The organism is Synechococcus sp. F70.1 (genome assembly GCF_047502745.1).
Lineage (GTDB): Bacteria > Cyanobacteriota > Cyanobacteriia > Thermostichales > Thermostichaceae > Thermostichus.
The window spans coordinates 1-22,217 of record NZ_JANSJL010000042.1; the positions used below are offsets into that span (position 1 = coordinate 1).

The following is a 22,217-nucleotide window of genomic DNA, read 5'->3' on the forward strand; positions in this document are numbered from 1 at the left end:
TTCACTACCCTATCCCACACTCACCCCCACCGTCAAGACCCATAAGGGGTTTTTGGGAACAGGCCACCGCTAGACTGAGAAAGTGAGTTCGGAGGGGATTCGGACAAATGGGGATTGAGATTGGGATGCCAGCTCCCGACTTTAGCCTGCCTGCGGTTGGGAAAGGGGTTCCCAAGGGGGCCCAGATTTCGCTGGGGGCCTATCGGGGCAAGAGCAAGGTGCTGCTGGCTTTTTACCCCGCAGACTTTTCGCCGGTGTGTACGAGCGAGATGCGCTGTTTTCGGGAGGACTGGGGGGCTTTTCGGGCGGCAGGGTGTGAGATCTTGGGGATCAGCAGCGACCCCATCTCTCGACACGAAGCCTTTGCCGAGCAGCTCAAGCTGGAGTTCCCTCTGCTAAGCGACGTAGACAGGAGGGTAAGCCAGCAGTACGGGGTGGATAGCCTGCTGGGGATACGGCGGGCCTATTTTGTAGTGGACAGCCAAGGGATCCTACGCTACCAGCATGTGGAGTGGCTGCCCATCTTCAAGCGTGACAACCGCGAGCTGCTGGAGGTAGTGAGGGCAATTGACTAGGGGCAGGATCCTCACTGGGCTGGACAGATAGATCTGGTGTGCCTGGCCGCTGTCGAGCAAGAAGAGGGGGGGCTTGGACCGAGGGGCTCTTATCCAGCCTGGTTGTCGCCCGTCCAGACGGCCGCCCAGCGCCGGATCCTGGCAAAGCCGGAGCGAGTAAGGACAAAGGAGCACGGGTTGGAGTCGAGCTGTCGTAGACCCTTGCGGGAGGGCGCGGGCCATTAGGAGGCCGTAGAGGTTATGCATGCACTCCTCGGAGGAGCTTTGGGAAGTCTCGAGAGGGATCCACAGGTTTAATGGTTTGGGGACAGATCGCCGCCCTCAGGGCTAACCTAAAGCCGAGAGAGAACAACGCCTGCCCTTAGCTCTATTGCGAAAACGAGGCGGCAATCGCCATGAGGATCTCGGTGATAAAGCTTCTCTCCTCACTGCTGCTTTTGGGAGGGCTGTCCGCCCCTGTTGCCGTAGGGGCCTATCCGGTCAGCCCCAAAACGGTCATGTCTCTGCAACGGGGGGATCACGCTCAAGCGCTGCCCAGAGCCAAAACGAAGCAACGCTTTCGGGTGGTAACCTTGGCAACCGGCCTGGAGCATCCGTGGGGGATGGCTTTTCTGCCAGATGGAACCATTTTGGTTACCGAACGTCCGGGCCGCCTGCGGCGGGTTACCGACCGAGGGTTGGATCCCCAGCCCATAGCCGGGGTGCCGGAGGTGTTTGCCCGCGGCCAAGGGGGACTGCTGGATATCGCTTTGCACCCCAACTACGCGGAGAACGGCTGGATCTACTTGTCCTACGCGGCTCCCGGGCCGGGTGGAGGGGGGACACGAGTGGCGCGGGCCCGCCTAGGGAAAAAGGGACTCCAGGACCTGGAAGTGATTTTTGACATGGAGCGCAAGACGCCTGCCCAGCAGCACTTCGGCTCCCGCTTGGTCTTTGACGAAGAAGGGTTTCTCTACATCAGTACTGGGGATCGCGGAGAACGGGATCGGGCTCAGGATCTGGGGGATGCGGCGGGCAAGGTGCTGCGCCTTACCGACACGGGCGGGATCCCGAAAGACAACCCCTTTGTTGGGCAAGCAGGGGCTCTGCCAGCAATTTTCACCTATGGCCACCGCAACATTCAGGGAATGGCCCGCCACCCGGAAACAGGGGCTATTTGGATACACGAACATGGGCCCAAAGGGGGAGATGAGATCAACATCCTCGCTCCCGGCGTGAACTACGGCTGGCCTTTAATCACCCATGGCCGCGAGTACAGCGGCGAACCAGTTGGCAAGGGACTAGCAGCAGCTCCTGGATTGGCTTCGCCGCTGCTTCACTGGACCCCCTCCATTGCTCCCTCTGGCATGACCTTTTACACGGGAGACGTCTTTCCCGAATGGCGGGGCAACCTCTTTGTGGGAGCACTGGCTGGCCAGCATTTGGCACGGCTGGTTTTGGAAGGGAATCGGGTGGTGGCTGAGGAGCGTCTCCTAGAGGGAGTTGTCGGCCGTATCCGGGATGTGCGTCAGGGGCCGGATGGCTTGCTCTACTTGTTGACTGACGCCCCCAACGGATCCCTGTTGCGCTTGGAGCCAAGCTCTTGATTGAGGTCAAATAGCCCTGGTCCTGTAGGATTAGCCCCAACAGGGTTTCCCAACTCCCACTGCTGCCACTACAAGAACTTAACATCTTGCTCGATGGGGAGTGGCCCTCCTGTTTGGGCATCTGTGTTGTGGCAGGCAAAGCACTCCTCCGGAGTTAGCTTAATAACCTGACCTGGAGCCGGAAGAAAAAACATTCTCAGATCTTTGGTTGGGATCAAGATAGTTTCGCCGCTTGGGGCCCTGCGCTTGTGCTTTTCATCAGTGAAGGTTCTGACAATGCAAAATATTGGATAGTATTGGCTTTTCCGGAGCTTAGCTTCCAGAAGCGCTCTCCAGTGGGGGCTGTTCCCAAAAATCCATTGGCCCCTAGAAAATTTGAGGTCGAATACCTGACTCCAAATTCTGCTGTAGAAGGTGATGATAGATGTCTTGACTTCGTAAGCTCTCGTTATCTCCTCTAAGTGGGATAAAAACTCGCTGGCAGTCAATGGCTGAGGAGGGTTGGCAAAGGGTTTCATGAATCGATATCTTCTAGCTTCTGGTTACAGCAGTGGGATTCCCGTAGCTGCATAGTCCACCCAGCTCGAAGCACTTGCGCAAAGGGGGGTGTGTCAGAAGTTGCCCGTCAGACAACCAGTGGCCCCTCCTCAAGGGAGCCTGTAGATAGAAGCAACACCTTGCAGGGAAAGCTTGCCCGCCAAAGGCCGAAATTTATGGGCGGTACAAGATTCGAACTTGTGGCCCCTTCCGTGTGAAGGAAGTGCGCTACCGCTGCGCTAACCGCCCTTTCTAGGGTTTACTAAAGCTAGCCTCTATTGTACCACTGCTGCTACAACACTGGACAAGAAAGGTGCTCCGCACCGCTGTTGCAAACGAGGACTAAAGCCCTTGGCTGGGCGAAGAAGCAGTTGCTCTGCAGGCCGAGATCGACCCGCGCGATGGGCAAGTGACCTCCCCTTGCCAGCTAGAGCTCTACGCAGAGGAGTTCTACGGCCTCCTTGCCATTTGCCCCTGTCCAGGACGATGTTGGGATGCCTTCCTGTCGATCTCCGGAAAACTTCAACCTAGTCGTGGTTACCCTCCCGCTGGCCTTCTGGGTCGTTCCGGAACCGATCTACCCGTTTGAGCTCCTCTCCGTTCGGGCGCAGCGGCCTCAGGGACTCCATTCCGCTCTCGCGAAGGGGAGAGGCCTCCCGCTCTAGGTCTTCCCCAAGGCGCTCGCTGCCGGCACGCTCTCCGTTAAGGGGCTCTGCGGCGCGAAGGGAGGGTGGTAAACGGAGGAGTTCAGCAGGAGGGCAATCCTCGGCTGTGGGCAGGTCGGAAGTGCTAAGCACTCCTTTTGGGATGGAAGAGAGGCGCTGGGCGACAGCCCCGATGCTCTCTAGACGAATCATCTCCTCCCAGGAGCAAATCTCCTCTTCATCTTCTGTTTCGTAGCGAACCAGGATGGTGTCCCCCTCGATATCGAGGATCTTGGCTCGTTCCAGCCAGCGTCCCTGATCGCGCAGGTAGATCCACACTTCCTTGCCTTCGCGGCTGAGTTGATAGATCCTACGATGAAGCACGGTTCCCTCCTGCGATAAAAGATCCGGACGAACTGTTGTGGGGGTTACCCAGTTCACCCTTCCATCTTAGCGGCTGGATCCCTCCCCTGTATGCCCTTCATGGGGCAGAATTAACTTTCTAATCCGGAAGAAATCCCAAAAGGCAGTCTCCCTCTGCCGCCGGCTTTGGCAAAGCCTTGATCTTCAAGGAGACAGTATGCGCATCGCTATTGTCGGGTTGGGGTTGATCGGCGGATCCCTGGCTCTTAAGCTTACCGAAGCAGGGTACTCCGTCTGGGGGATCAGCCGCAATCCGGCTACCTGTCAAGAGGCCCTAGAACGTGGAGCGGTTCAGGGCTGCGGAACCGAGTTGGCCCAGTTGACGCTTTTCAACCCTCAGGTGGTGGTGATCTGTACTCCCCTGGAGCAGGTGTTGGCCACCCTGGCAGCCCTGGTGCCCTATCTGTCGCCCCAGACAGTGGTAAGCGATGTCGGCTCCGTCAAGCAGCCAATTGTTGGGCCGGCAACAGCACTATGGCCCCTATTCGTGGGGGGGCACCCCATGGCCGGCAAGACGTTACAAGGGATCCAGGGAGCGGAAGCTAACTTGTTTCTGGGGCGACCCTATGTGCTCACTCCCATTCCCCAGACGCAACCCCAAGCCCTTGCGGTGATGCAGGAGCTAGTGGCAGCAGTGGGTGCCGAAGTTGTCCTTGCCGATCCTGTCCGTCACGATCAGGCAGTAGCTTGGGTTAGCCATCTGCCGGTCATGGTGGGAGCTGGCTTAATTGCCGCCGTTAGCCAGGAGGGAAACCCCGATATTCTGGCACTGGCCCGCACTTTGGCCAGCAGTGGCTTTCGAGATACAAGTCGGGTTGGCGGTGGGATCCCGCAGTTAGGGCTAGAGATGGCTCGTTACAACCGGCAAGCGCTGCTAGCTGCTCTGCGCGGCTACCAAGCTGAGTTGAAGGTACTAGAGCAGCTAATCGAGGGCGAACAGTGGGAAGAGCTGCTCCAGAAGCTGCAGCGAGTCCGCCAGGAATGGCAGCAGTTTCCAGTAAATCAAGGGGCGCCCTAGGTGACTAGCTGTGGCTGTTGCAACTGGCTGCTCAATACCCAACTGGATAAAAGGGGCTAGCTTTGGCTTGCTGGGGGGTGTTTTGACCCTGCCCCGAAACTCGGCGGGGGGGAGCAATGGGAACCTCGATCGTCCGCTCCGGCACCAGAGAAACCATGTCGGAGCGCTCGGCAATCTCTCGCAGAGAATTGACGATGGATTCTTGAGTGAGGAGAAACTGCTGCTCATGGCGTTGCAGCCGCTGCCAAACCTGGTAGTGCTGGCTCCATTGGCTTTGGGTATGCACTGTCCAACTATAAACACCTAGCACCGCTAACCCCGAGACGATGGCGAGGCCGGTGGAGACCTGGTGCCACCAGATGAGATGCTCTCTCCAGGTGGGATCCCAACGGCGGGGATGGGCGGATTTCAAAGGTTGAGGGGGGCTGCCTTTGCAAGCTGCAGGAGACAGAGCCGTTTCAGAGTGAGGAGAGGGAGCCAAAGTTGCAGTTCTGGGCTGGATAGGGAGCAAGCTGCGACCACGGCTTGTGTTTTGGCTAACCATACGCCTCACCCAGCAAGCACTTGCTGCCAACTGGGTTCCACTCTATCCGAGGCGGGCAGCTACTCGCAGTTTGGCAGAGCGGGCCCGGGGATTGCGTTGCTGCTCCTGCTTGGAAGGGCGCAGAGGTTTAGGGGTGAGCACCTGCCAGCGGGGATCCGTACGGAAGGCCCATTTCACTAGGCGATCTTCCAGGCTGTGGAAGCTGATTACAGCCAACCTGCCGCCGGGCTTTAGCCAAGCGGGAGCCTGGGCCAGCAGGGTTTCTAGGGCTTCCAGTTCTCGGTTCACGGCAATGCGCAGGGCCTGAAAGACCCGCGTAGCTGGGTGGATGCGGCCCCGCCTTGCCGCCGGCGGCACTGCCTGCCAGACTACCTGGGCCAGTTGGGTAGTGGTGAAAAGGGGGCGGGAGCGTTCGATGTGATGGGCGATGCGGCGGGCAAAGCGCTCCTCGCCATAGCGAACGAAAATGTCGATCAAGTCCTCGGCAGGGCGGCGGTTAACCCAATCAGCAGCGGTTTCCTGATCGGCAGTGGGATCCATGCGCATGTCCAGCGGCCCCTCGGCGCGAAAGCTAAACCCGCGCTCAGGGCAGTCCAGCTGGGGCGAGCTCACCCCCAGGTCGGCCACGATGCCATCGAAGAGGATAGGCCGCCCTTGCTCGTCGCGCCAGCCGTGCCGCTGCGGATCGAAATCGGCGAAGTTGAGGTGCCAAAGCTGGATGCGCTCCTGGAGGATCCCTGCTGCTGCCAAGCGCGCCCGAGCTGCCTGCAAAGCCAGCGGATCCCGATCCAGCCCCACCACCCGTTCTGCTCCCCCCTGCAGTAGGGCCAAGGTGTGTCCGCCTCCTCCCAAGGTTACGTCCAAAAACGTGCCGCCCTGCTGGGGCTGCAGGTAGGCCATCACCTCCTCGGTCAAAACGGACTCGTGGTGATACGGAGAGCTCTCCCCGAGCCGAGTTTCCGGCAAGTCCATGAGGTCAGTGGCTGCAGAGGGGCAACCTCGATGATTCTATCCAGGCTTTTTCCCGGGCCACCAGGCCATCGGGAATCTGCAGGCAATCCTTGCTACCGCGCAGCTGAGCAGCCCAGACAAGGGCAGTCGACCATTTAGCCGAGCCTTACAATTTGGAGGCTTCCCGCTACAGCCTGTTAGATTCCCAGAAAAAAGGCCGAGGCCCGGCCTCAACCGAGGAATCCATGTTGTTAAGGCTCATCCTGAAAGAGGAGGGCTGCTGTCAAAAGACAGGCTGTCTTTGCGGCAAGAGCGGTGTGGGTTCAACGTATCATTGAGACTGCCCCTAGTCTCCTTACGGCTGCCGTGCTAACCACTGCTGCTTCTCCCAACGTCCTGACGCTCTCCCCTGCCCGGGGCCTACGCGGCCAGATTAAGGTTCCAGGGGACAAGTCCATCTCCCACCGTGCTCTGATGCTGGGATCCCTGGCGGAAGGGGAAACGGTCATCCAGGGTCTGTCATTAGGGGAAGATCCCCACAGCACAGCGGCTTGCTTTCGGGCTTTGGGAGTCGAGATCCCTGAGCTCAACAGCGAGTGTGTGCGCATCCGAGGAGTGGGTCTGGATCGCCTACAGGAGCCGGCAGATGTCTTGGATGCCGGCAATTCCGGCACCACCTTGCGCCTGATGTTGGGAATCCTGGCTGGCCAGCGGGGGCGCTTTTTTGCCGTCACTGGGGATCGCTCCCTGCGCTCGCGGCCTATGGGGCGGGTGGTGGAGCCGCTGCGGCAGATGGGGGCTCAGATCTGGGGGCGGGCGGGGGGCAACCTGGCACCTCTGGCTGTGCAGGGGGGATCCTTAAAGGGGATCCACTACCACTCGCCTGTGGCCTCGGCCCAGGTAAAGTCCTGCCTGCTGCTGGCGGGCCTGTTGGCAGAAGGCACCACTCAGGTTACGGAGCCGGCCCTTTCCCGCGACCACTCGGAGCGGATGTTGCGGGCCTTCGGAGCCGAGATCCAGGTCGATGTGGCGACAAAAACCGTGGCGGTGGTGGGGGGATCCCGCCTGGTGGGCCAGACGGTGCAGGTGCCCGGGGACATCAGCTCGGCAGCCTTCTGGTTGGTGGCGGGCTCGATTGTGCCCGAGAGCGAATTGCTGCTAGAGGGTGTGGGCCTCAACCCCACCCGCACCGGGCTGCTGCAGGTGCTGCAGGAGATGGGGGCCGACATTCAAGTGGAGAACCAGCGGGAAGTGACCGGCGAGCCTCTGGGGGATCTGCGCGTGCGCTCGGCCCGTTTGCGAGGCTGTAGCATCGGCGGCGAGCTGATTCCCACCCTAATCGACGAGATCCCGGTTTTGGCGGTGGCAGCAGCCTTTGCCGAAGGAACTACGGTCATTCGCGATGCAGCGGAATTGCGGGTAAAAGAAAGTGACCGCTTGGCGGCCATCGCTCAGGAACTCAGCCGCATGGGTGCCCAGGTAACCGAATATCCCGACGGCCTGGAAATCAAAGGAGGGATCCCCTTGCAGGGAGCAGAGGTGGACAGCCACGCCGACCACCGCATCGCCATGAGCTTGATGGTAGCTGCCCTGGCCGCCCAGGGATCCACCACCCTCAGCGGTGCCGACTGCGCCCGCATCTCCTACCCCGACTTCATTCCCACCCTGCAGCGGCTGACCAACGCTTCATTAGCGTCTTAAGACAACTTTTGCCGATGTCCGACCAGCCTATTGTCATCGAACACCTCTGCTTTCGAGTTCCCCCCGGCAGCCAGCTGGCTTTCCTTCGGGAAGACGAGCGGATCTGGGGAGCTGCCCTGCGCCAACAGCCGGGTTTTCTGGGCAAGGAAGTCTGGCTTGACGCCGAGGATCCCGAACTTGTTCACCTCGTCATTCGCTGGGCTAGCCGCGCCGCCTGGAAAGCTTTCCCCCCAGAGCAGGCGGAAGCCTTGGATCGGCAGATGCAGCCCTTCTACGTGCGCCTGGAGCAAGCCAAAGAATACCAGCTCTGGCAGCCCAACCTCCTAGGAGAGGAACCGGCCAGCTAAGAAGCCTCAAAGCCCACCTCGGCAGCCGTTGAGTCCGTCCTAGCAGAGGCTGCCGCCCGCTCTTGTTCCACCAGCTCCCGCAAGCTGGGCATGGTTACCGCCAGACCTCCCTCGCGCCGCTGCAGCCCAGCCTCAAAGGTTTCCGGGGTCACGATCCCACCGGAGATGAGCATCTTAAAAGCATCCTCCACCGGCATGAACACCTCCACCACTTGATCTTCTGGCACGATCGCGTACCAGCCAGTGGTTGGGTTGGGAGTGGTGGGGATAAACACGCTAAGGGAACGCTGGGGCCCGCCCAGTCGGATGGGAGTTTGAATGCTGCCCGTTACAAAAGCCAAAGCCCAGATCCCTGGCCGGGGGTATTCTACCAGCACCACCCGCCGAAACCCCTGGTTGTTGGGAGCAAATAAGACACTAAGCAATTGCTTTAGGGTCTTGTACACCAGCCCCGCCACTGGGATGGCATGGAGCAGCTGCTCGCTTAGGTTGAGCAGCCACTGGCCGACAATGTTGCGGGCCATGAAGCCAATCAACAAAATAAGCAAGATTGGCGTCAGCAAGCCCACCGCCAGGTTGATGAGGTTAACCAGGATGGGGTGCAGCCCTTGGATGGGGTTAAACGGCTTAGGAATGCTGGTCAGAAAACCGATGCTCCAGGTGGCCACTTCCACCATCAGCCAAATGGTGGTTGCTAGAGGAATCACCACCAGCAATCCCGCCACGAAGTAGTTTTTAAGATGCTGTTTCCACTGAGAAACCATGGTGAGGTCGTCCCGTCAAGTCAAACAGCTGAGTGCAGCGGGCCAATGCAGGTGAAGCTTGCAGGTGGCAATCATGATACCCCCCTTCTGCCTCACCTCATAATAGGCATCGACCGCACTTTGCTGGCCAAAGGCGCAAAGCCCCCGATCTTGCCTTGGGCTGATAATGCTATCTTAGGCCGATATAAAATTTTGTAAAGGCAGGGATCCCCCAGCGGCTTGGTGGCCAGGGCTGAGGGTGGCTTCCCCTTTCTGCTACATCTTGTGTGGGAGGCGCCATGGCGGAGTCAGATTGGTTAGAGCACACCTGTCAGGTGGAGGTGCCGGTTCCCGTTGAACAGGTTTGGGAGCTGTGGTCCAACCTGGCCCTCATGCCGCGTTGGATGCAGTGGATTCGCTCGGTGGAATTGCTGGATCACGACCTATCGCGGTGGACGCTTGCTACACGCGGCTTCACCTTCAGTTGGATCTCCCGCACCCACACGGTGGTGAAACACCAACGCATCGCCTGGCAATCGGTGGAAGGGCTGCCCAATCGGGGGGCGCTGCGGTTTTATGATCGCAAGGGTAGTACCATTGTGAAGCTGTCAGTGGCCTACAAGATTCCAGGCATTCTGGGCAAAATTCTAGATGGCCTGTTCGTGGGTAAGGTAGTGGAAAGCACCATCCAAGCGGACTTGGAGCGCTTCAAAGCCTATGCCTTGGAGCAGGCGAGGTTAAGCTCTGACAGCGCCTCGGCCAGCTAGCTCCGCCTGGTTGGGCAAGCTGTCTTCTTGGCTTCTTGCTTGACCACTCTCGCTGCGGCAAAGATTTGAACATGCCCGATCCCCCTTCTCAGCCTCTTGTTGCCTCTTCTTCTCAGCCTGTTGACAACCGCAACATTCGCTTTTCTCTAGAGCGGGGCGAGCTGGACTTGGAGCAGCTTCTGCTGCTATTGAACCGCAATGCCTTTTGGGCGCAAAACCGCCGTCGGGACGAGATGGAGCGGGCCATTGCCCACAGCCATCCGGTGGTCAGCGCCTGGGACGGGGAGCGCCTGATTGGCTTTGGCCGCGCCACCTCCGATGGAGTTTACCGGGCCGTCCTCTGGGATATTGTGGTGGATTCCGACTACCGCCGCCAGGGCATTGGGCGCAAGCTGGTGGAAACCCTAATTAGCCATCCCCACCTACAGTCAGTGGAGCGCATCTACGTGTTCACCACCCATCAGCGCGGCTTTTACGAGCGGATTGGTTTTGTGGAAAACCCCAGCACCACTTTGGTTCTCTATGGGCGATCGCTGGAGTTTTTAATCCCAGCCGCCAAACAGGAGCAGGTCTAATCCCCGGGGCAAGGGGGGACAGGGGTCTGGCTTGGCCTCGAGGGGAGGACGCGCTAGCCTGAGCAAAAAAGGTGAGAGGATTTACCTATGGCCAATCGCCTCGCCACGTGTTCCAGCCTCTACCTGCGCAAGCACGCCAATAATCCAGTGGATTGGTGGCCTTGGATCCCGGAGGCCCTGGAGAAAGCCCGGGCCGAGGATAAGCCGATTTTTCTGTCTATTGGCTACTCCAGTTGCCACTGGTGCACGGTCATGGAGGGAGAGGCCTTCTCCGACCCCGAGATTGCCGCTTTCTTGAATGCCCACTTTTTGCCCATCAAGGTCGATCGCGAGGAGCGGCCCGATCTGGACAGCATCTACATGCAGGCGCTGCAACTCATGAGCGGGCAGGGAGGGTGGCCTCTCAATGTCTTTCTCACACCCAATGACCTGGTGCCGTTTTATGCAGGCACCTATTTTCCCGTGAAGCCCCGCTTTGGCCGGCCAGGGTTTCTAACGGTGCTGCAGCGCGTCCTGCAGTTTTACCGGCAGGAAAAAGAAAAAATTGCGGAGATGAAGGGCCAGATTTTGACGGCCCTGACCACCCTCAGCGACCTAGTGCCAGAAGACCATATTCCACCCGACTTACTGCGCTCCGGGATCGCCAAGATCCAGCCCTTGCTCACCAACGCTGGGGCGGTGCAGCAGTTCCCCATGATGCCCTATGCCCAGTTGGTGCTGCGCTCGGCCCGCTTCGACCCGCCGGAAGGGATCGACGGCTTGCCGACAGCTCTGGAACGGGCTAAGGAGCGGGCCATGGCCCTGGTGTTGGGCGGGATCTTCGACCATGTGGCCGGTGGCTTTCACCGCTACACCGTGGATCCCACCTGGACGGTGCCCCACTTTGAAAAGATGCTCTACGACAACGGGCAGATCTTGGAGTTCTTGGCAGAGCTGTGGGCCCACGGCATCCGGGACGCTGCCATCGAGCGGGCGGTGCGCCTGACGGTGGAGTGGGTGGCGCGGGAGATGACAGCTCCTGCTGGGTATTTCTATGCGGCCCAGGATGCCGATAGTTTTGCCCGGCGAGAAGATGCGGAGCCCGAGGAGGGGGAGTTCTATGTCTGGCGCTGGCAGGAGCTGCAAGATTTGCTCGATGAAGAAACCTTCCGCGCTCTGCAGCAGGCTTTCTTCCTGTTGCCAGGGGGCAATTTCCCCGACCGGCCCGGCTGCATTGTCCTCCAGCGCCAACAGGGGGGAGAGCTGCCGCCGGAAGTCGAGACCGCCTTGACCACTCATCTGTTTCGGGCTCGCTACGGCTCCACCGAGCGTAGGATCCCCTTCCCGCCGGCAGTAGATGCCCAATCGGCCCGCCAACACCCTTGGCCAGGGCGGATCCCGCCTGTTACGGACACCAAGATGATCGTCTCCTGGAACGGCCTGATGATCTCGGGGCTGGCACGGGCCTACCAGGTGTTTGGCGACGAGGAGTACCTGCAGTTGGCCTTGCGGGCTGCCCAGTTCATCCTTAGCCGCCAGCGCCATCCCGACACGGGATCCCTGCTGCGGTTGAACTACGACGGCACACCCCAGGTGCCTGCCAAATCCGAAGACTACGCCCTCTTCATCAAGGCCCTGTTGGATCTGCACCAGGCCTGCCTAGGTCGAGCAGGGGATCCCACTTCCCAGTACTGGCTGGAGGCTGCCATCCAGTTGCAGCAGGAGATGGACGCGCAACTGTGGGATACGGCCAGGGGAGGTTACTTTGTCAGCGATGCCCAGAGCGCCGCTGAACTCCTGGTGCGGGAGAAAGACTTCCAGGACAGCGCCATGCCGTCAGCCAATGGTGTGGCCATCGCCAACCTGGTGCGTCTGGCTGCCCTCACGGGCGATCTGGACTATCTGGAGCGAGCAGAGCAGGCCCTGAAAACTTTTGCCCACCCCATGAGTACCCAGCCGCGGGTCTGTCCCACTCTATTCCTTGGGCTAGACTGGTACAGCAACTGGGTGAAGGTGACCTTAGGAGCTGAGCACATCCCCACCTTCCAACAGCGCCCCTGGCCCACTGCCGTCTTTACTTTGCCTGCAGAGGCAGAGCCCCTGCCGCCAGGGACGGTGGGCTTGGTGTGTTGGGGCAGCAAGTGCCTGGCCCCGGCCAGCTCGCTGGAACAAATCCAGTCTCAGATCAACAGGGGACAAAACCGCTCCTACTGACTTAGCTTCTTCCTGGATTTTCCACACCAAAGAACTCGATGCGATAGCTGTGGATGCGGGTGCCGGTCTTTTGCTCCACCTCAGCCAGCAACTCCGGCGGCAACTCTACCTCTACGTCGAGAATGCGATTGCTATCTAGACAATTGACATGGCTGTGGGGGTGGGTACACCTGCCGTAGCGGCGCCCATCAGCGCGATCCAGGCACTCAATGATGTTGTGCCTAGCCAGAGCCTCTAGGTTTTGATAGACGGAAGTGTGGCCAATGGGCTTGCCTTGCCGATTAAGACGGTCGTAGATTTCTCGCGCCGAGAGGTGCTCGCCACATTGCCACAAGAGTTCCAAAATGTAGCGGCGCTGCCGGCTAAGACGAAGATTGCACTCCCGGCATCGCTCCAACGCGGCTTCCAAAGAATCCACAGGGCGAGGCATGGGAAAACCTCAAGCCATACCGAGTTCGAGATATCCAATTGCCGGTTCAACCTAGCCTAGCATCCGCGATTTGGCTTCTAGAAGCCACCCCAAAGCCTTCAAAAAACTGGCCGTCGACCTCTCCAGGTCGTGGCGCCAACAGCAGCCTGTCCATTTTCTACAATACCGCTGGGGTGTGGAGGAGGAGTTAGGATGAGGCGGCGCAAGCTGCTCCTAGGCTTGTTGGGGTTAGCCGTTAGCAGCGGATGGGCAGGGGCCTACTGGGCCAGTCGGCAGCCCCTGGCTTCTCAGCCAAAGCCGACAAGGGAAGCGCCACCTCTGCTGCCGCAGCCCACCCCTACGGCTGTCCCCCATCCTGAAGCTCCTCGCGGCTTCTACATCCCTCCCCGCCGAGATCTGCGCCTCGTGGTGATTAGTGACCTAAATGGCCTCTACGGCTCGGTGGACTACGACCCAGAGGTGGATCGGGCCATCCGCCTCATCCCCTACTTCCAGCCGGATATCGTCTTGGGAGGAGGGGACATGGTGGCAGGGCAGGATCCCCGCCTTTCCGAAGAGCGCATCCGCGCCATGTGGGCAGCCTTTGACCAACATGTGGCAGCTCCGCTGCGCGCTGCCCAACTGCCCTATGGCTTTACCTTGGGCAACCACGATGCTTCCTGTGCCCGCAACGCCCGCGGTGGTTTTCTCTTTCAAAAGGAACGGGATCTGGCCCGCGAGTTTTGGAACGATCCCGCCCATGATCCTGGCCTGAATTTTGTGGATCGGGGCGATTTCCCCTTCTATTACACCTTTGAAAAAGATGGGGTTTTCTACCTAGTTTGGGACGCTAGCTGCAACTTCATTCCCTCTGAACAGATGGCTTGGGCAGAAGCAGCGCTAGCCAGCGAGCGGGCTCAACAGGCCAAGCTGCGCATCGTCATTGGTCACCTGCCCCTCTATGCCGTTGCCGTCGGGCGCGACCATCCGGGGGAAGTGCTGCTGGATGCTGAAGCCAAGCGAGCTCTGCTGGAAAGGTACCGCGTCCATACTTACATCAGTGGCCACCACCACGCCTACTATCCTGGCTACAAGGGACAGTTGCAGCTGCTTCACTGTGGCGCTCTCGGCTCTGGGCCCCGCCCCCTGTTGGGCAGCCCCCTGCCACCCCGCAAGACCCTTACCCTCATCGACATTGACTTCGCCTCCCCAGAGATTACCCACTACACAACCTACGACATGCGGGATCTAAGCGTGATCAACCAGGCTGAGCTACCTCGCTTCCTCACCAGTCACAATGGCTTGGTTCTGCGCCGCGATGTCCGCTGGGATAGCCTTACCCCCGCGGAAATTGCCATCTGCCGGGCTCGTCTTGGATCCCTCTGCCGGGATTAGGCCAGCCAAACAGCACCCGGCTGCTCTAGATTACTGGCTGGCAGGAGAGGCTCATCCTGGAAACCCACTAGGGGATCTATTGAAACTCAAGGCAAGAGCATGGCTTCCTTAAAACGACGGCGGCAATTTTGGCTTGTCAGCTGGATTGCGCTGCTGGCCGGCTTGATGGGATCCCTGCTAGCTGGGGTACAAGCGCAGCAGGATCTCACCCCGACCCAGCTGGCGCAGGCTCAGTACGTGCGCAGTTGCGGCACCTGCCACGTGGCGCTGCCCGCTCAGGTGTTGCCCACCGAAACCTGGCAACGGCTGCTGCAGGATCCCAACCACTACGGCCAGCAGATCCAGCCCTTGACCGGTGTGACTTTCCAACTGGCTTGGGGCTATTTACGGCCCAACTCTCGTCCGCTGCGGCAGGGGGAGCCAGTGCCCTATCGTCTAGCCGAGTCTCGCTACTTCCGGGCTTTGCACCTGCAGGTGGACTTTCCTACCCCAGTGCGAGTAAGTGGCTGCGTGGATTGTCACCCCAAGGCCGAGGCGGGGGATTTCGCCACCCTCTCGCCAAACTGGCAATGAGTATGCAGGTAGACATAACCGCCATTGTGGCCGGCTATGCCCAGGGCTACTTTCTCATGGCCGATGAAGAGACGGGATCCCTGGGGTGGTATGGCTGTAGGCAGCATGCGCTAATCCCTCTGGACGAGCGGTTTCACTGTCCGCGCTCCCTGAGGCCCCTAGTGCGCGGCGGTCGCTTTCAGGTGCGCATCAACAGCGCTTTTGAGCAGGTGGTGGAGGGCTGCGCTGCTCGACCAAAAACCTGGATTAGCTCGGAGTTAAAGCAGATTTACCTAGCTCTGCACCAAGCGGGGTTTGCTCACAGCTTTGAGACCTGGCAGGGAGAAGTTCTCGCAGGCGGGATCCTGGGCATTACCTTGGGGGCGGCTTTCATTGGCGAGTCGATGTTTTACCGCATTCCCAATGGCTCCAAAGTGGCGCTGGTGAAGTTGGTGGAACACCTGCGGGAGCGGGGCTTTCGCCTTTTTGACGCCCAGCTAATGAACCCGCACCTGGCCCGCTTTGGGGCTTTTCTCGTGGATGGCCAAGAGTACCGAAAGCTGTTGCAGCAGTGCCTAGGGATCCCTTGCCGGTTTGACTGATGAGCTGGTGGCCGCAGGCGTATTAACGGGGGCAGCTTGAGCTAGGTTAGAGGTATCGGCCCGCGTTTCCGACATCCCAATGTCCCAGCCTTCGCCGGTTAGCTCCTCGCAGAGCGAGAAGGGATCCTCGCCCAGCTATGTTCGCCTGGCCATGCGCAACATGGTGCGCAAAGGCAGAACCTCTCTCCTGCACTTCAGCTTGACCACGGTGGGGCTAGTGGCTGTGCTGGTGGGTCTGGCCTACCTGTTTCGCTAAGCTCAACGGCGTGGAGGGTGAGCTCAAGGTACCCGCCGCCCTTTGGACTTTGGCCTATGCAAACCTCGCTAGATTGCGCTTCTACCCGTTCCACCATTCGGCTGCTGTTGTTTGCCCAAGGCCGAGCCAACGTCGAAGAACTGGCAGAGCAACTCCGTCGGCACATCCAGAGCTTACCTGGCCAATATCCTGCCCATCTAAAAGTGGTGCCGCTAGAAGAGCACCCCTACCTGGCGGAGCACTACAAGCTGGTGGTGACCCCCGCTTTAGTGAAGGCAGAGCCCTTGCCAGCCCAGGTTTTGGCGGGGGAGGACTTGGCGACGCAACTGGAAGTGTGGTGGCCTCGCTGGCAGGGTCAGGCGGCTCTTGCCTCCCACCAACAAAAGGAGGGTCAGGATCCCACCCCTCCTCCCATCACCGAGGCGCTGCTCCAGCTGTCAGAGGAGGTGTTCTTGCTGCGGCAAGAGCGAGCCCAATTGCGGGAACAGCTGGATTTTAAAGACCGCGTTCTGGCGATGCTGGTTCACGATTTGCGCAGCCCCCTGACGGCTACAGCTCTAGCGGTGGAAACCCTGCAGCAAGCGCGCGAGGGATCCCTGGACAAGGCTCTGGAGCGGCAACTGTTCGAGCACGCCCGCCAGCAGTTGCGCAAGATGGACAGCATGATCACCGACATTCTTGAATCGGCCCGCGGCAGCGCTTCGGAGCTGAGGATCCGGGCGGTAGAAACCCAACTGGCTAGCCTATGCCAGCCGCTTATTGAGGAGCTGCAGCCCCGTATCCAGGCCAAGCAGTTGCAGTTTCAAGTCGATATTCCCCTGGATCTGCCCACGGTTCACGTGGATCCCGACAAAATCCGCCAGGTGATCTTTAACCTCCTGGACAACGCCATCAAGTACACCCCTGCCGGGGGATCTATTCGCCTTGCCATCCTTCACCGCACCAGTCAAAAGATCCAAGTGACTGTCAGCGATACTGGCCCTGGGATCCCTGAAGCTGAGCAAGAGAAGATCTTCTCCGAGGCTGTGCGCCTAGAGCGCGATCAGCAGCAGGAGGGCTACGGCATTGGCCTTTCCCTCTGCCGTCGCATCGTGCGTGCCCACTACGGCCAGATTTGGGTGGAATCTATCCCAGGTCAGGGCAGCAGTTTTCATTTCACCCTGCCGGTCTATCGCCTCAGTGGGCACTAGCTGGCCCCCGCTAAAAATTGGTCAAAACCAGGGCGGCCGCACGAGGAGTACCGTGTGATGGTGTGAATAAAGCCGTTATCGGCTTCAGTACCCGCCTGGATACTGAAACCTATGGGCAACTGGGGGCGAGGTTGTGGCCTAGCGTCCTGGGTCAGGGATGGCGGTCGATACCGATTACTTGCTGCTGCCTGGTGGGGACAACGGCAGAGCTGGGATAAACTAGTGCCGGCGTTGCTCCCTAGGTATGACCCGCTTCCTGCACAGCGCTGAGCCGAAAGTGCCCCCCCGGGCAAGCTGGAAACAGCGCCTACAGCAAATCTTGTCGCCTTGGCAGGAGTTTGACGGCATTTTGCTAGCTACGGTGCTGACCTTGACGGGCATCGGCATCATTGCCATCCGCAGCGCAGTCTGGGGGCGCCCCGTCAGCCATTACTGGCTGCAGCAGTTGATCATGGCTGGCATCGGCCTGGTGCTCTTGGGGATGGTGGCCCGGATCCCCTATGAGCGGCTGTTGCGCTGGCACTGGCTGACCTACTTCCTAAGCTTGGCGGGCTTGATGGCGGTGCTTTTTTTCGGCACAGCAGTAGGGGGAGCCGAGCGGTGGATCTCCATTGCCGGCGTCCAAGTGCAACCGTCCGAGTTTGCCAAGGTGGGGGTCATTATTACCCTGGCGGCCATCTTGCATCACTGGCCAATCAGGTACTTCAGCCAGATTTGGGTAGCTGTTGCCGTCGTCGCCCCTCCTTGGATTTTGATCTTTCTTCAGCCCAATTTGGGTACGGCCCTGGTGTTTGTGGCTATCTTGCTAGCCATGCTCTACTGGGCTGGAGCCAAGGGCAGTTGGATCCTCTTGCTGGTGTCGCCAGGGGTGGGAGCCATTCTCTACGGCCTGCACACCCGCCCCGAGCTGAGTTGGATGATCTGGGTTTGGTTACTCTGGTGTCTGGGCATGGCAAGCCTAGCCGCTTGGAAGCTGCCTTGGCGGTGGACAGGGGCAGTGACCTTTGGTGTCATTAACCTGCTCTCGGGGCAGCTAGGCCAGGTGGCCTGGAACCTGCTCAAGCCCTACCAGCGGCGGCGGCTGGAGATCTTCCTCGACCCCACCCAAGAGCCCTGGGGATCTGGCTACCACCTCATCCAGTCTCGCATTGCCATTGGCGCTGGCGGGCTCTGGGGCCGCGGCCTCCACCAGGGCACCCAAACCCAACTGGACTTCATCCCCGAGCAACACACCGACTTCATTTTCTCCGCCATCGGGGAAGAGATGGGCTTTGTCGGCACCTTGACGGTGTTGATCCTGCTTTGGATTCTGTGTGCACGGCTAATTTGGATTGCCCAAGGAGCTAAGGACAACTTCGGGTCTCTGATCGCCATTGGGGTGCTAGCGATGATCCTCTTTCAAGCAGTGGTCAACATCGGCATGACTGTTGGCCTAGCTCCCATCACAGGTTTGCCCTTGCCTTTTTTAAGCTATGGCCGCTCGGCTTTGCTAGCCAACTTTCTGGCCATTGGCCTGGTGGAATCGGTGGTTCTGCACCGCCAACCCCCTAGCCTTTTCAGGAAAAAGTAACCTAGCCGTCGCGAAGGAGGACAAAGCCCCAGTAAGCTGCTGCCAACACTAAGATGGGGACAGCAAATCCTAGAAGCTGAGCTGCCCATGCCCAATCTGGATCCCGCCCTGTACTTCGATCACAGCGCCACTACCCCGCCGCGTCCGGAGGTGATCGAGGCCATGCGGCTGGCGATGCAGGAAAGTTGGGGCAACCCCTCCAGCTTGCACGGGTGGGGAGAACGGGCTGCCATGGCCATGGAACGGGCGCGGCAGCAGGTGGCTGGGCTGCTCAACTGTGAGCCGGAGGCATTGGTGTTTACTTCCGGCGGGACGGAGTCTAACAACTTGGCCTTATTTGGGGTGGCGCAGCGCTACTCCCAGCCGCAGCACCTAATCATCTCCAGCGTTGAGCATGCCTCGGTGGAGAATGCCGCCCGCCGCTTGCAGGCCCAGGGCTGGCAGGTGACCCGCCTGCCGGTAAATGCTGCCGGCCAGGTGGATCCCCAAGCGTTGCTCCAGGCACTCCAGCCCAACACCGTTTTGGTCTCCGTTGTCCATGGTCAGAACGAGGTGGGATCCCTGCAGCCCATTGCCGAGCTGGGGCAGATCTGCCGCCAAGCGGGGGTCCTGTTCCACACCGACGCGGTGCAGACGGTGGGGCGGATCCCCTTGGATCTGGCGCAGCTGCCGGTGGATCTGCTCTCCCTTTCTGGGCACAAGCTCTATGGCCCTCAAGGGGTGGGAGCGCTCTATGTCCGGCCAGGAGTAGAGCTGCAGCCGCTGCTAGGGGGGGGCGGGCAAGAACGGCGGCTGCGGCCCGGCACCCAAGGGATCCCTGCCATTGTCGGTCTAGGGGTGGCGGCGGCCCTGGCAGCCCAAGAGCTGCAGCAGGAGACGGCCCGCCTGCGACAGCTGCAACGGCACTTGGCACAATTACTAGCTGCCGTGCCCAGTTTGCGGCTAACTGGCCCTGCGGAGCTGGAGCAACGACTGCCCCACCACCTCAGTTACTGCACTACCGCGATTTCGGGGAACGTGCTGGTGCGGGAGATGAGCCGCCAGGGGATCGCTATCAGTGCCGGCTCTGCCTGCAGCAGCGGCCAACAGATCCCTAGCCGCATTCTCCTAGCCATGGGCTATTCCGAAGCCGAGGCCCTCGGGTCTATTCGCCTTAGCCTTGGCAGAGCCACCACTCAAGCAGCAGTTGAGCAAGTGGCCCAATCGCTGCGGGCGGTGCTCCTTTCTGTTTCCGAGCCAGCTCCCCAACCCCTTCCTGAATTGGCGGCTAGGTTAAGGTGATAGAGAGTCACAAGACTGGTCGCCATGGCTGAGATGAGTCCCTATCAAGTGCTGGGGGTCAGTGAAGAAGCCTCTTTTGAGGAGATCCAGTCGGCGCGGGCACGGCTTCTGGCCAGCTTGGCTGCCGATGAAGAGCAGCAAGAGCGGGTGGAACAAGCCTACGACGCCATTCTGATGCAGCGCCTGCGCCTGCGCAAAGAGGGCAAGATCCCTGTCCCGGATCGCATTCGCTACGCTGAACAGCGCCCTGCTCCTCCCGAGCCAGCGTTGAATTTACCCCGCCCCGTCCAGAAGAGTCGCTGGCTGGACACTCCTTCGGTAGCCGCTGTCCTTTGGCCGGCAGCGATTTTGGGAGGGTTGTTGGGTTGGGTTGTCCTCTCCCCTGAAGAGTATCCCTCCCTACAACTAGCGCTGGGGCTGATGACCTCTACCTATTTCCTGTACCGCAAGGAACGCCGCTTCCTTCGCTCTTTCCTCCTAGCGCTGGCAGCCTTGATCCTGGGGCTGGCGTTGGCCTATGCCCTTGCTTTGCCCCTTACTGGCGGCGATGCTCCTGGCATCCTGTTGGTGGGGATGACGTTTGGGTTGATGTGGCTGGTAACCAGCTTTTTGCGCTAGTGCCGCCTAAAGGAGCTCTCATCCCTCACCTTTTTCCAGAAGTGGGGGTTTTCTCATTTGCCAAATCGTCGCTGGCGCGACTGGTAGCTGAGCAGAGCCTGGTGAAAAGCAGCGCGGTCAAAATCTGGCCAAAGGATGGGGGTGAAGTACTGCTCAGTGTAGGCCATCTGCCAGAGCAAGAAGTTACTGAGGCGCATCTCGCCACTGGTGCGGATTAACAAGTCAGGGTCCGAGAGGCCGTTGGTGTAGAGAAACTGGGAGAAAAGGGCCTCGTCGATCTGATCCGGCTGCAGCAGTCCCTGCTGAACCAGGGTGGCAATGGAGCGGCAAGCCTCCAGAATCTCTTGCCTTCCTCCGTAGTTGAGAGCCACCGTCAAGCAAAGGCTCTCGTTGTGCTGGGTACACTCCACTGCCTGCCCAATGGCCTCCTGCAAAGAGGGGGGCAGGGCTGATAGCTGGCCAGCAAACTGGAGGCGCACCCCTTGCTCCATCATTTCCTCGAGCTCTTGCCACAGCACCTGCTCGAACAAGGTCATGAGAAAATCCACCTCTTCGCGGGCGCGGCCCCAGTTCTCAGTGGAGAAGGCGTAGACGGTCAGAAGGGGGATCCCCCAGTCGTGGCAGCAGCGAACCAGCTCCTTCAAGGCCGCCACCCCCCGCTGATGGCCGACGCTGCGAGGAAGCCCTCGCTTTTGCGCCCACCGCCCGTTGCCATCCATCACCACGGCCACGTGGCGGGGTAACAACTGCGGATCGAGATCGGCAGGCAACTGCAGAAGATGAGCAGGAGAAAGGGTCATGGAGGTTATCCTTTGGGAAGCGTTTTCTTAGGTTTGCGAAAGCGTTTTGCCAGTTCAATCAGGGATCTTCCCCAGCCCAACAGTCCGTTACAAACCCAAGGGTGGATCCCCAGTTTCCCCAGAGGAGCCTCTCGTTTTTTGGCTTGGCGGGAATGGCGCAGCCGCTCCAGCAGCAGCTCCTGTAACCTGGCACTGGTCAGGGGGCGCTCGATGCGTCCACCCTCTGCTAGAGAAATGGAGCCAGTTTCCTCTGAAACCACGATACACAAGCAATTGGCTTGCTCGGTAATCCCCATGGCGGCGCGGTGTCGTGTGCCCAGGTGCCTCCCAGCAGGCCGCTCCGAGACTGGCAGGATTACCCCTGCTGCCCGAATGCGATCCCGATGGATAAGAACTGCCCCGTCGTGGAGCAAGGTCGAGGTCTGAAAAATCGTCTGCAAGAGTTCCCGCGATACTCGTGCCTGAAGGGAGACCCCCTTGTCCGTAAACACCCGCGAGTCAATGGGCTGATCCGGCTCAATCACAATCAGAGCCCCCGTTCGACTTTGGGAGAGCTCCCGCACCGCTTGCACCACCTCCTCCACCAAGCCCTCCTCAGAATCTTCCTCCTCCTCGTCTGGCGAATCTGACCACTCCAGGGGAATGGTCTTTGCCAACTGCTCCAAGAGCTGCCGAAGCTCCGGCTGAAAGAGCACCCCCATGGCCACGGCCGCAGCCAGGAGCAGGCGATCCAAGATGAGGTGCACCAGCGGCAGCGAGGCTGAGGCCAGGTAAAGTACCAACAGTACCGTAAATCCCCGCAGTAGGACACCAGCCCGGCTCTTGCGGGTGGAATAGAGGGCCAAAGCCAGTAGCAGGACAGCCAGAGCCCCGTCCAAGAGGCTGAGAGGGTTAAATTGCTGTAGCCAAGCCCATAAGGCCGCCCGCATGCCGAAAAACC

At 59.9% G+C, this 22,217-nt stretch carries 23 protein-coding genes, 1 tRNA gene and 2 pseudogenes; 16 read left to right on the forward strand and 10 right to left on the reverse strand.

All coding sequences use genetic code 11. The annotated features are described in order from the left end of the window. The first annotated feature begins 107 nt into the window (after positions 1 to 107). A complete protein-coding gene (locus NW860_RS03295) occupies positions 108 to 575 on the forward strand; it encodes a peroxiredoxin family protein (protein WP_414393776.1) in 468 nt (155 codons plus the stop codon). 89 nt (positions 576 to 664) lie between these two features. On the opposite strand, the pseudogene NW860_RS03300 reads toward NW860_RS03295, so the two are convergent. After that, positions 665 to 730, reverse strand: a pseudogene (locus NW860_RS03300) (hypothetical protein); the annotation flags it as partial. A gap of 240 nt (positions 731 to 970) precedes the next feature. Between NW860_RS03300 and NW860_RS03305 the strand changes: the two are divergent. Then, positions 971 to 2,161 (forward strand): PQQ-dependent sugar dehydrogenase, encoded by a 1,191-nt coding sequence (locus NW860_RS03305; protein WP_414512380.1) that lies wholly within the window; start codon positions 971 to 973, stop codon positions 2,159 to 2,161. A gap of 68 nt (positions 2,162 to 2,229) precedes the next feature. Here the strand turns inward: NW860_RS03305 and NW860_RS03310 are convergent, their stop codons facing one another. The 3 genes and pseudogenes from NW860_RS03310 to NW860_RS03320 form a co-directional block, all read right to left on the reverse strand. Next, entirely contained in the window at positions 2,230 to 2,679 is a 450-nt protein-coding gene (locus NW860_RS03310; RefSeq protein WP_414512382.1) for a hypothetical protein, read from the reverse strand. 196 nt (positions 2,680 to 2,875) lie between these two features. Continuing rightward, positions 2,876 to 2,947 (reverse strand) — tRNA-Val (locus NW860_RS03315). A 497-nt stretch (positions 2,948 to 3,444) separates the two neighbouring features. Further along, a pseudogene (locus NW860_RS03320) lies at positions 3,445 to 3,726 on the reverse strand (DUF6679 family protein); the annotation flags it as partial. A gap of 196 nt (positions 3,727 to 3,922) precedes the next feature. Here NW860_RS03320 and NW860_RS03325 point away from each other — a divergent pair. Further along, a complete protein-coding gene (locus tag NW860_RS03325) occupies positions 3,923 to 4,783 on the forward strand; it encodes a prephenate/arogenate dehydrogenase (RefSeq protein ID WP_414512384.1) in 861 nt (286 codons plus the stop codon). Between the two features lie 31 nt (positions 4,784 to 4,814). On the opposite strand, the gene NW860_RS03330 is transcribed toward NW860_RS03325, so the two are convergent. After that, positions 4,815 to 5,195: a hypothetical protein gene (locus NW860_RS03330; RefSeq protein ID WP_414512386.1), complete on the reverse strand. Its 381-nt coding sequence runs from the start codon at positions 5,193 to 5,195 to the stop codon at positions 4,815 to 4,817. Positions 5,196 to 5,369: 174 nt separating this feature from the next. Next, a complete protein-coding gene (gene rsmH / locus NW860_RS03335) occupies positions 5,370 to 6,299 on the reverse strand; it encodes a 16S rRNA (cytosine(1402)-N(4))-methyltransferase RsmH (RefSeq protein ID WP_414512388.1) in 930 nt (309 codons plus the stop codon). A gap of 345 nt (positions 6,300 to 6,644) precedes the next feature. Here rsmH and aroA point away from each other — a divergent pair, with 345 nt between their 5' ends. Continuing rightward, a complete protein-coding gene (aroA, locus tag NW860_RS03340; protein ID WP_414393808.1) occupies positions 6,645 to 7,979 on the forward strand; it encodes a 3-phosphoshikimate 1-carboxyvinyltransferase in 1,335 nt (444 codons plus the stop codon). Positions 7,980 to 7,993: 14 nt separating this feature from the next. After that, positions 7,994 to 8,326 (forward strand): TIGR03792 family protein, encoded by a 333-nt coding sequence (locus tag NW860_RS03345; protein WP_414512390.1) that lies wholly within the window; start codon positions 7,994 to 7,996, stop codon positions 8,324 to 8,326. On the opposite strand, the gene NW860_RS03350 is transcribed toward NW860_RS03345, so the two are convergent. Continuing rightward, complete coding sequence (locus NW860_RS03350) at positions 8,323 to 9,090, reverse strand: DUF502 domain-containing protein (RefSeq protein WP_414419982.1); 768 nt, start codon at positions 9,088 to 9,090, stop codon at positions 8,323 to 8,325. The two genes, NW860_RS03345 and NW860_RS03350, sit on opposite strands and share 4 nt — an antisense overlap. A gap of 278 nt (positions 9,091 to 9,368) precedes the next feature. On the opposite strand from NW860_RS03350, the gene NW860_RS03355 reads away from it, so the two are divergent. The 3 genes from NW860_RS03355 (at position 9,369) to NW860_RS03365 (ending at position 12,604) form a co-directional block, all read left to right on the forward strand. After that, positions 9,369 to 9,836 (forward strand): SRPBCC family protein, encoded by a 468-nt coding sequence (locus tag NW860_RS03355; RefSeq protein ID WP_414512392.1) that lies wholly within the window; start codon positions 9,369 to 9,371, stop codon positions 9,834 to 9,836. Positions 9,837 to 9,907: 71 nt separating this feature from the next. Then, positions 9,908 to 10,411 carry a GNAT family N-acetyltransferase gene (locus tag NW860_RS03360; RefSeq protein ID WP_414393757.1) on the forward strand — a complete coding sequence of 168 codons (504 nt, stop codon included), beginning with the start codon at positions 9,908 to 9,910 and terminating at the stop codon, positions 10,409 to 10,411. A gap of 87 nt (positions 10,412 to 10,498) precedes the next feature. Continuing rightward, complete coding sequence (locus NW860_RS03365; protein WP_414512394.1) at positions 10,499 to 12,604, forward strand: thioredoxin domain-containing protein; 2,106 nt, start codon at positions 10,499 to 10,501, stop codon at positions 12,602 to 12,604. 1 nt (position 12,605) lies between these two features. On the opposite strand, the gene NW860_RS03370 is transcribed toward NW860_RS03365, so the two are convergent. Then, on the reverse strand, positions 12,606 to 13,034 hold the full coding sequence (locus NW860_RS03370; protein ID WP_414405319.1) for a Fur family transcriptional regulator: 429 nt from the start codon (positions 13,032 to 13,034) through the stop codon (positions 12,606 to 12,608). Positions 13,035 to 13,226: 192 nt separating this feature from the next. Between NW860_RS03370 and NW860_RS03375 the strand changes: the two genes are divergently transcribed. The 8 genes from NW860_RS03375 (at position 13,227) to NW860_RS03410 (ending at position 20,477) form a co-directional block, all read left to right on the forward strand. Then, positions 13,227 to 14,408: a metallophosphoesterase family protein gene (locus tag NW860_RS03375; RefSeq protein WP_414512397.1), complete on the forward strand. Its 1,182-nt coding sequence runs from the start codon at positions 13,227 to 13,229 to the stop codon at positions 14,406 to 14,408. A 99-nt stretch (positions 14,409 to 14,507) separates the two neighbouring features. Beyond that, entirely contained in the window at positions 14,508 to 14,981 is a 474-nt protein-coding gene (locus NW860_RS03380) for a hypothetical protein (RefSeq protein WP_414393749.1), read from the forward strand. Between the two features lie 2 nt (positions 14,982 to 14,983). Beyond that, positions 14,984 to 15,562, forward strand: coding sequence for a leucyl/phenylalanyl-tRNA--protein transferase (gene aat, locus NW860_RS03385; protein ID WP_414512427.1), 579 nt, complete (start codon positions 14,984 to 14,986; stop codon positions 15,560 to 15,562). 79 nt (positions 15,563 to 15,641) lie between these two features. Beyond that, positions 15,642 to 15,818, forward strand: coding sequence for a DUF3285 domain-containing protein (locus NW860_RS03390; RefSeq protein WP_414393745.1), 177 nt, complete (start codon positions 15,642 to 15,644; stop codon positions 15,816 to 15,818). Between the two features lie 56 nt (positions 15,819 to 15,874). Next, positions 15,875 to 17,008 (forward strand): histidine kinase, encoded by a 1,134-nt coding sequence (locus NW860_RS03395; protein ID WP_414512400.1) that lies wholly within the window; start codon positions 15,875 to 15,877, stop codon positions 17,006 to 17,008. Positions 17,009 to 17,252: 244 nt separating this feature from the next. Continuing rightward, entirely contained in the window at positions 17,253 to 18,578 is a 1,326-nt protein-coding gene (gene rodA / locus NW860_RS03400) for a rod shape-determining protein RodA (protein ID WP_414512402.1), read from the forward strand. Positions 18,579 to 18,665: 87 nt separating this feature from the next. After that, positions 18,666 to 19,859 (forward strand): cysteine desulfurase family protein, encoded by a 1,194-nt coding sequence (locus NW860_RS03405; RefSeq protein ID WP_414405323.1) that lies wholly within the window; start codon positions 18,666 to 18,668, stop codon positions 19,857 to 19,859. 24 nt (positions 19,860 to 19,883) lie between these two features. Further along, positions 19,884 to 20,477, forward strand: a complete 594-nt coding sequence (locus tag NW860_RS03410; RefSeq protein ID WP_414393738.1) for a CPP1-like family protein — start codon at positions 19,884 to 19,886, stop codon at positions 20,475 to 20,477. Positions 20,478 to 20,530: 53 nt separating this feature from the next. Here NW860_RS03410 and NW860_RS03415 read toward each other — a convergent pair whose 3' ends face one another. Both NW860_RS03415 and cdaA read right to left on the reverse strand, forming a co-directional pair. Next, a complete protein-coding gene (locus NW860_RS03415; protein WP_414393735.1) occupies positions 20,531 to 21,277 on the reverse strand; it encodes an isoprenyl transferase in 747 nt (248 codons plus the stop codon). A gap of 5 nt (positions 21,278 to 21,282) precedes the next feature. Then, positions 21,283 to 22,206, reverse strand: a complete 924-nt coding sequence (gene cdaA / locus NW860_RS03420) for a diadenylate cyclase CdaA (protein WP_414393732.1) — start codon at positions 22,204 to 22,206, stop codon at positions 21,283 to 21,285. Between the last annotated feature and the right edge of the window lie 11 nt (positions 22,207 to 22,217).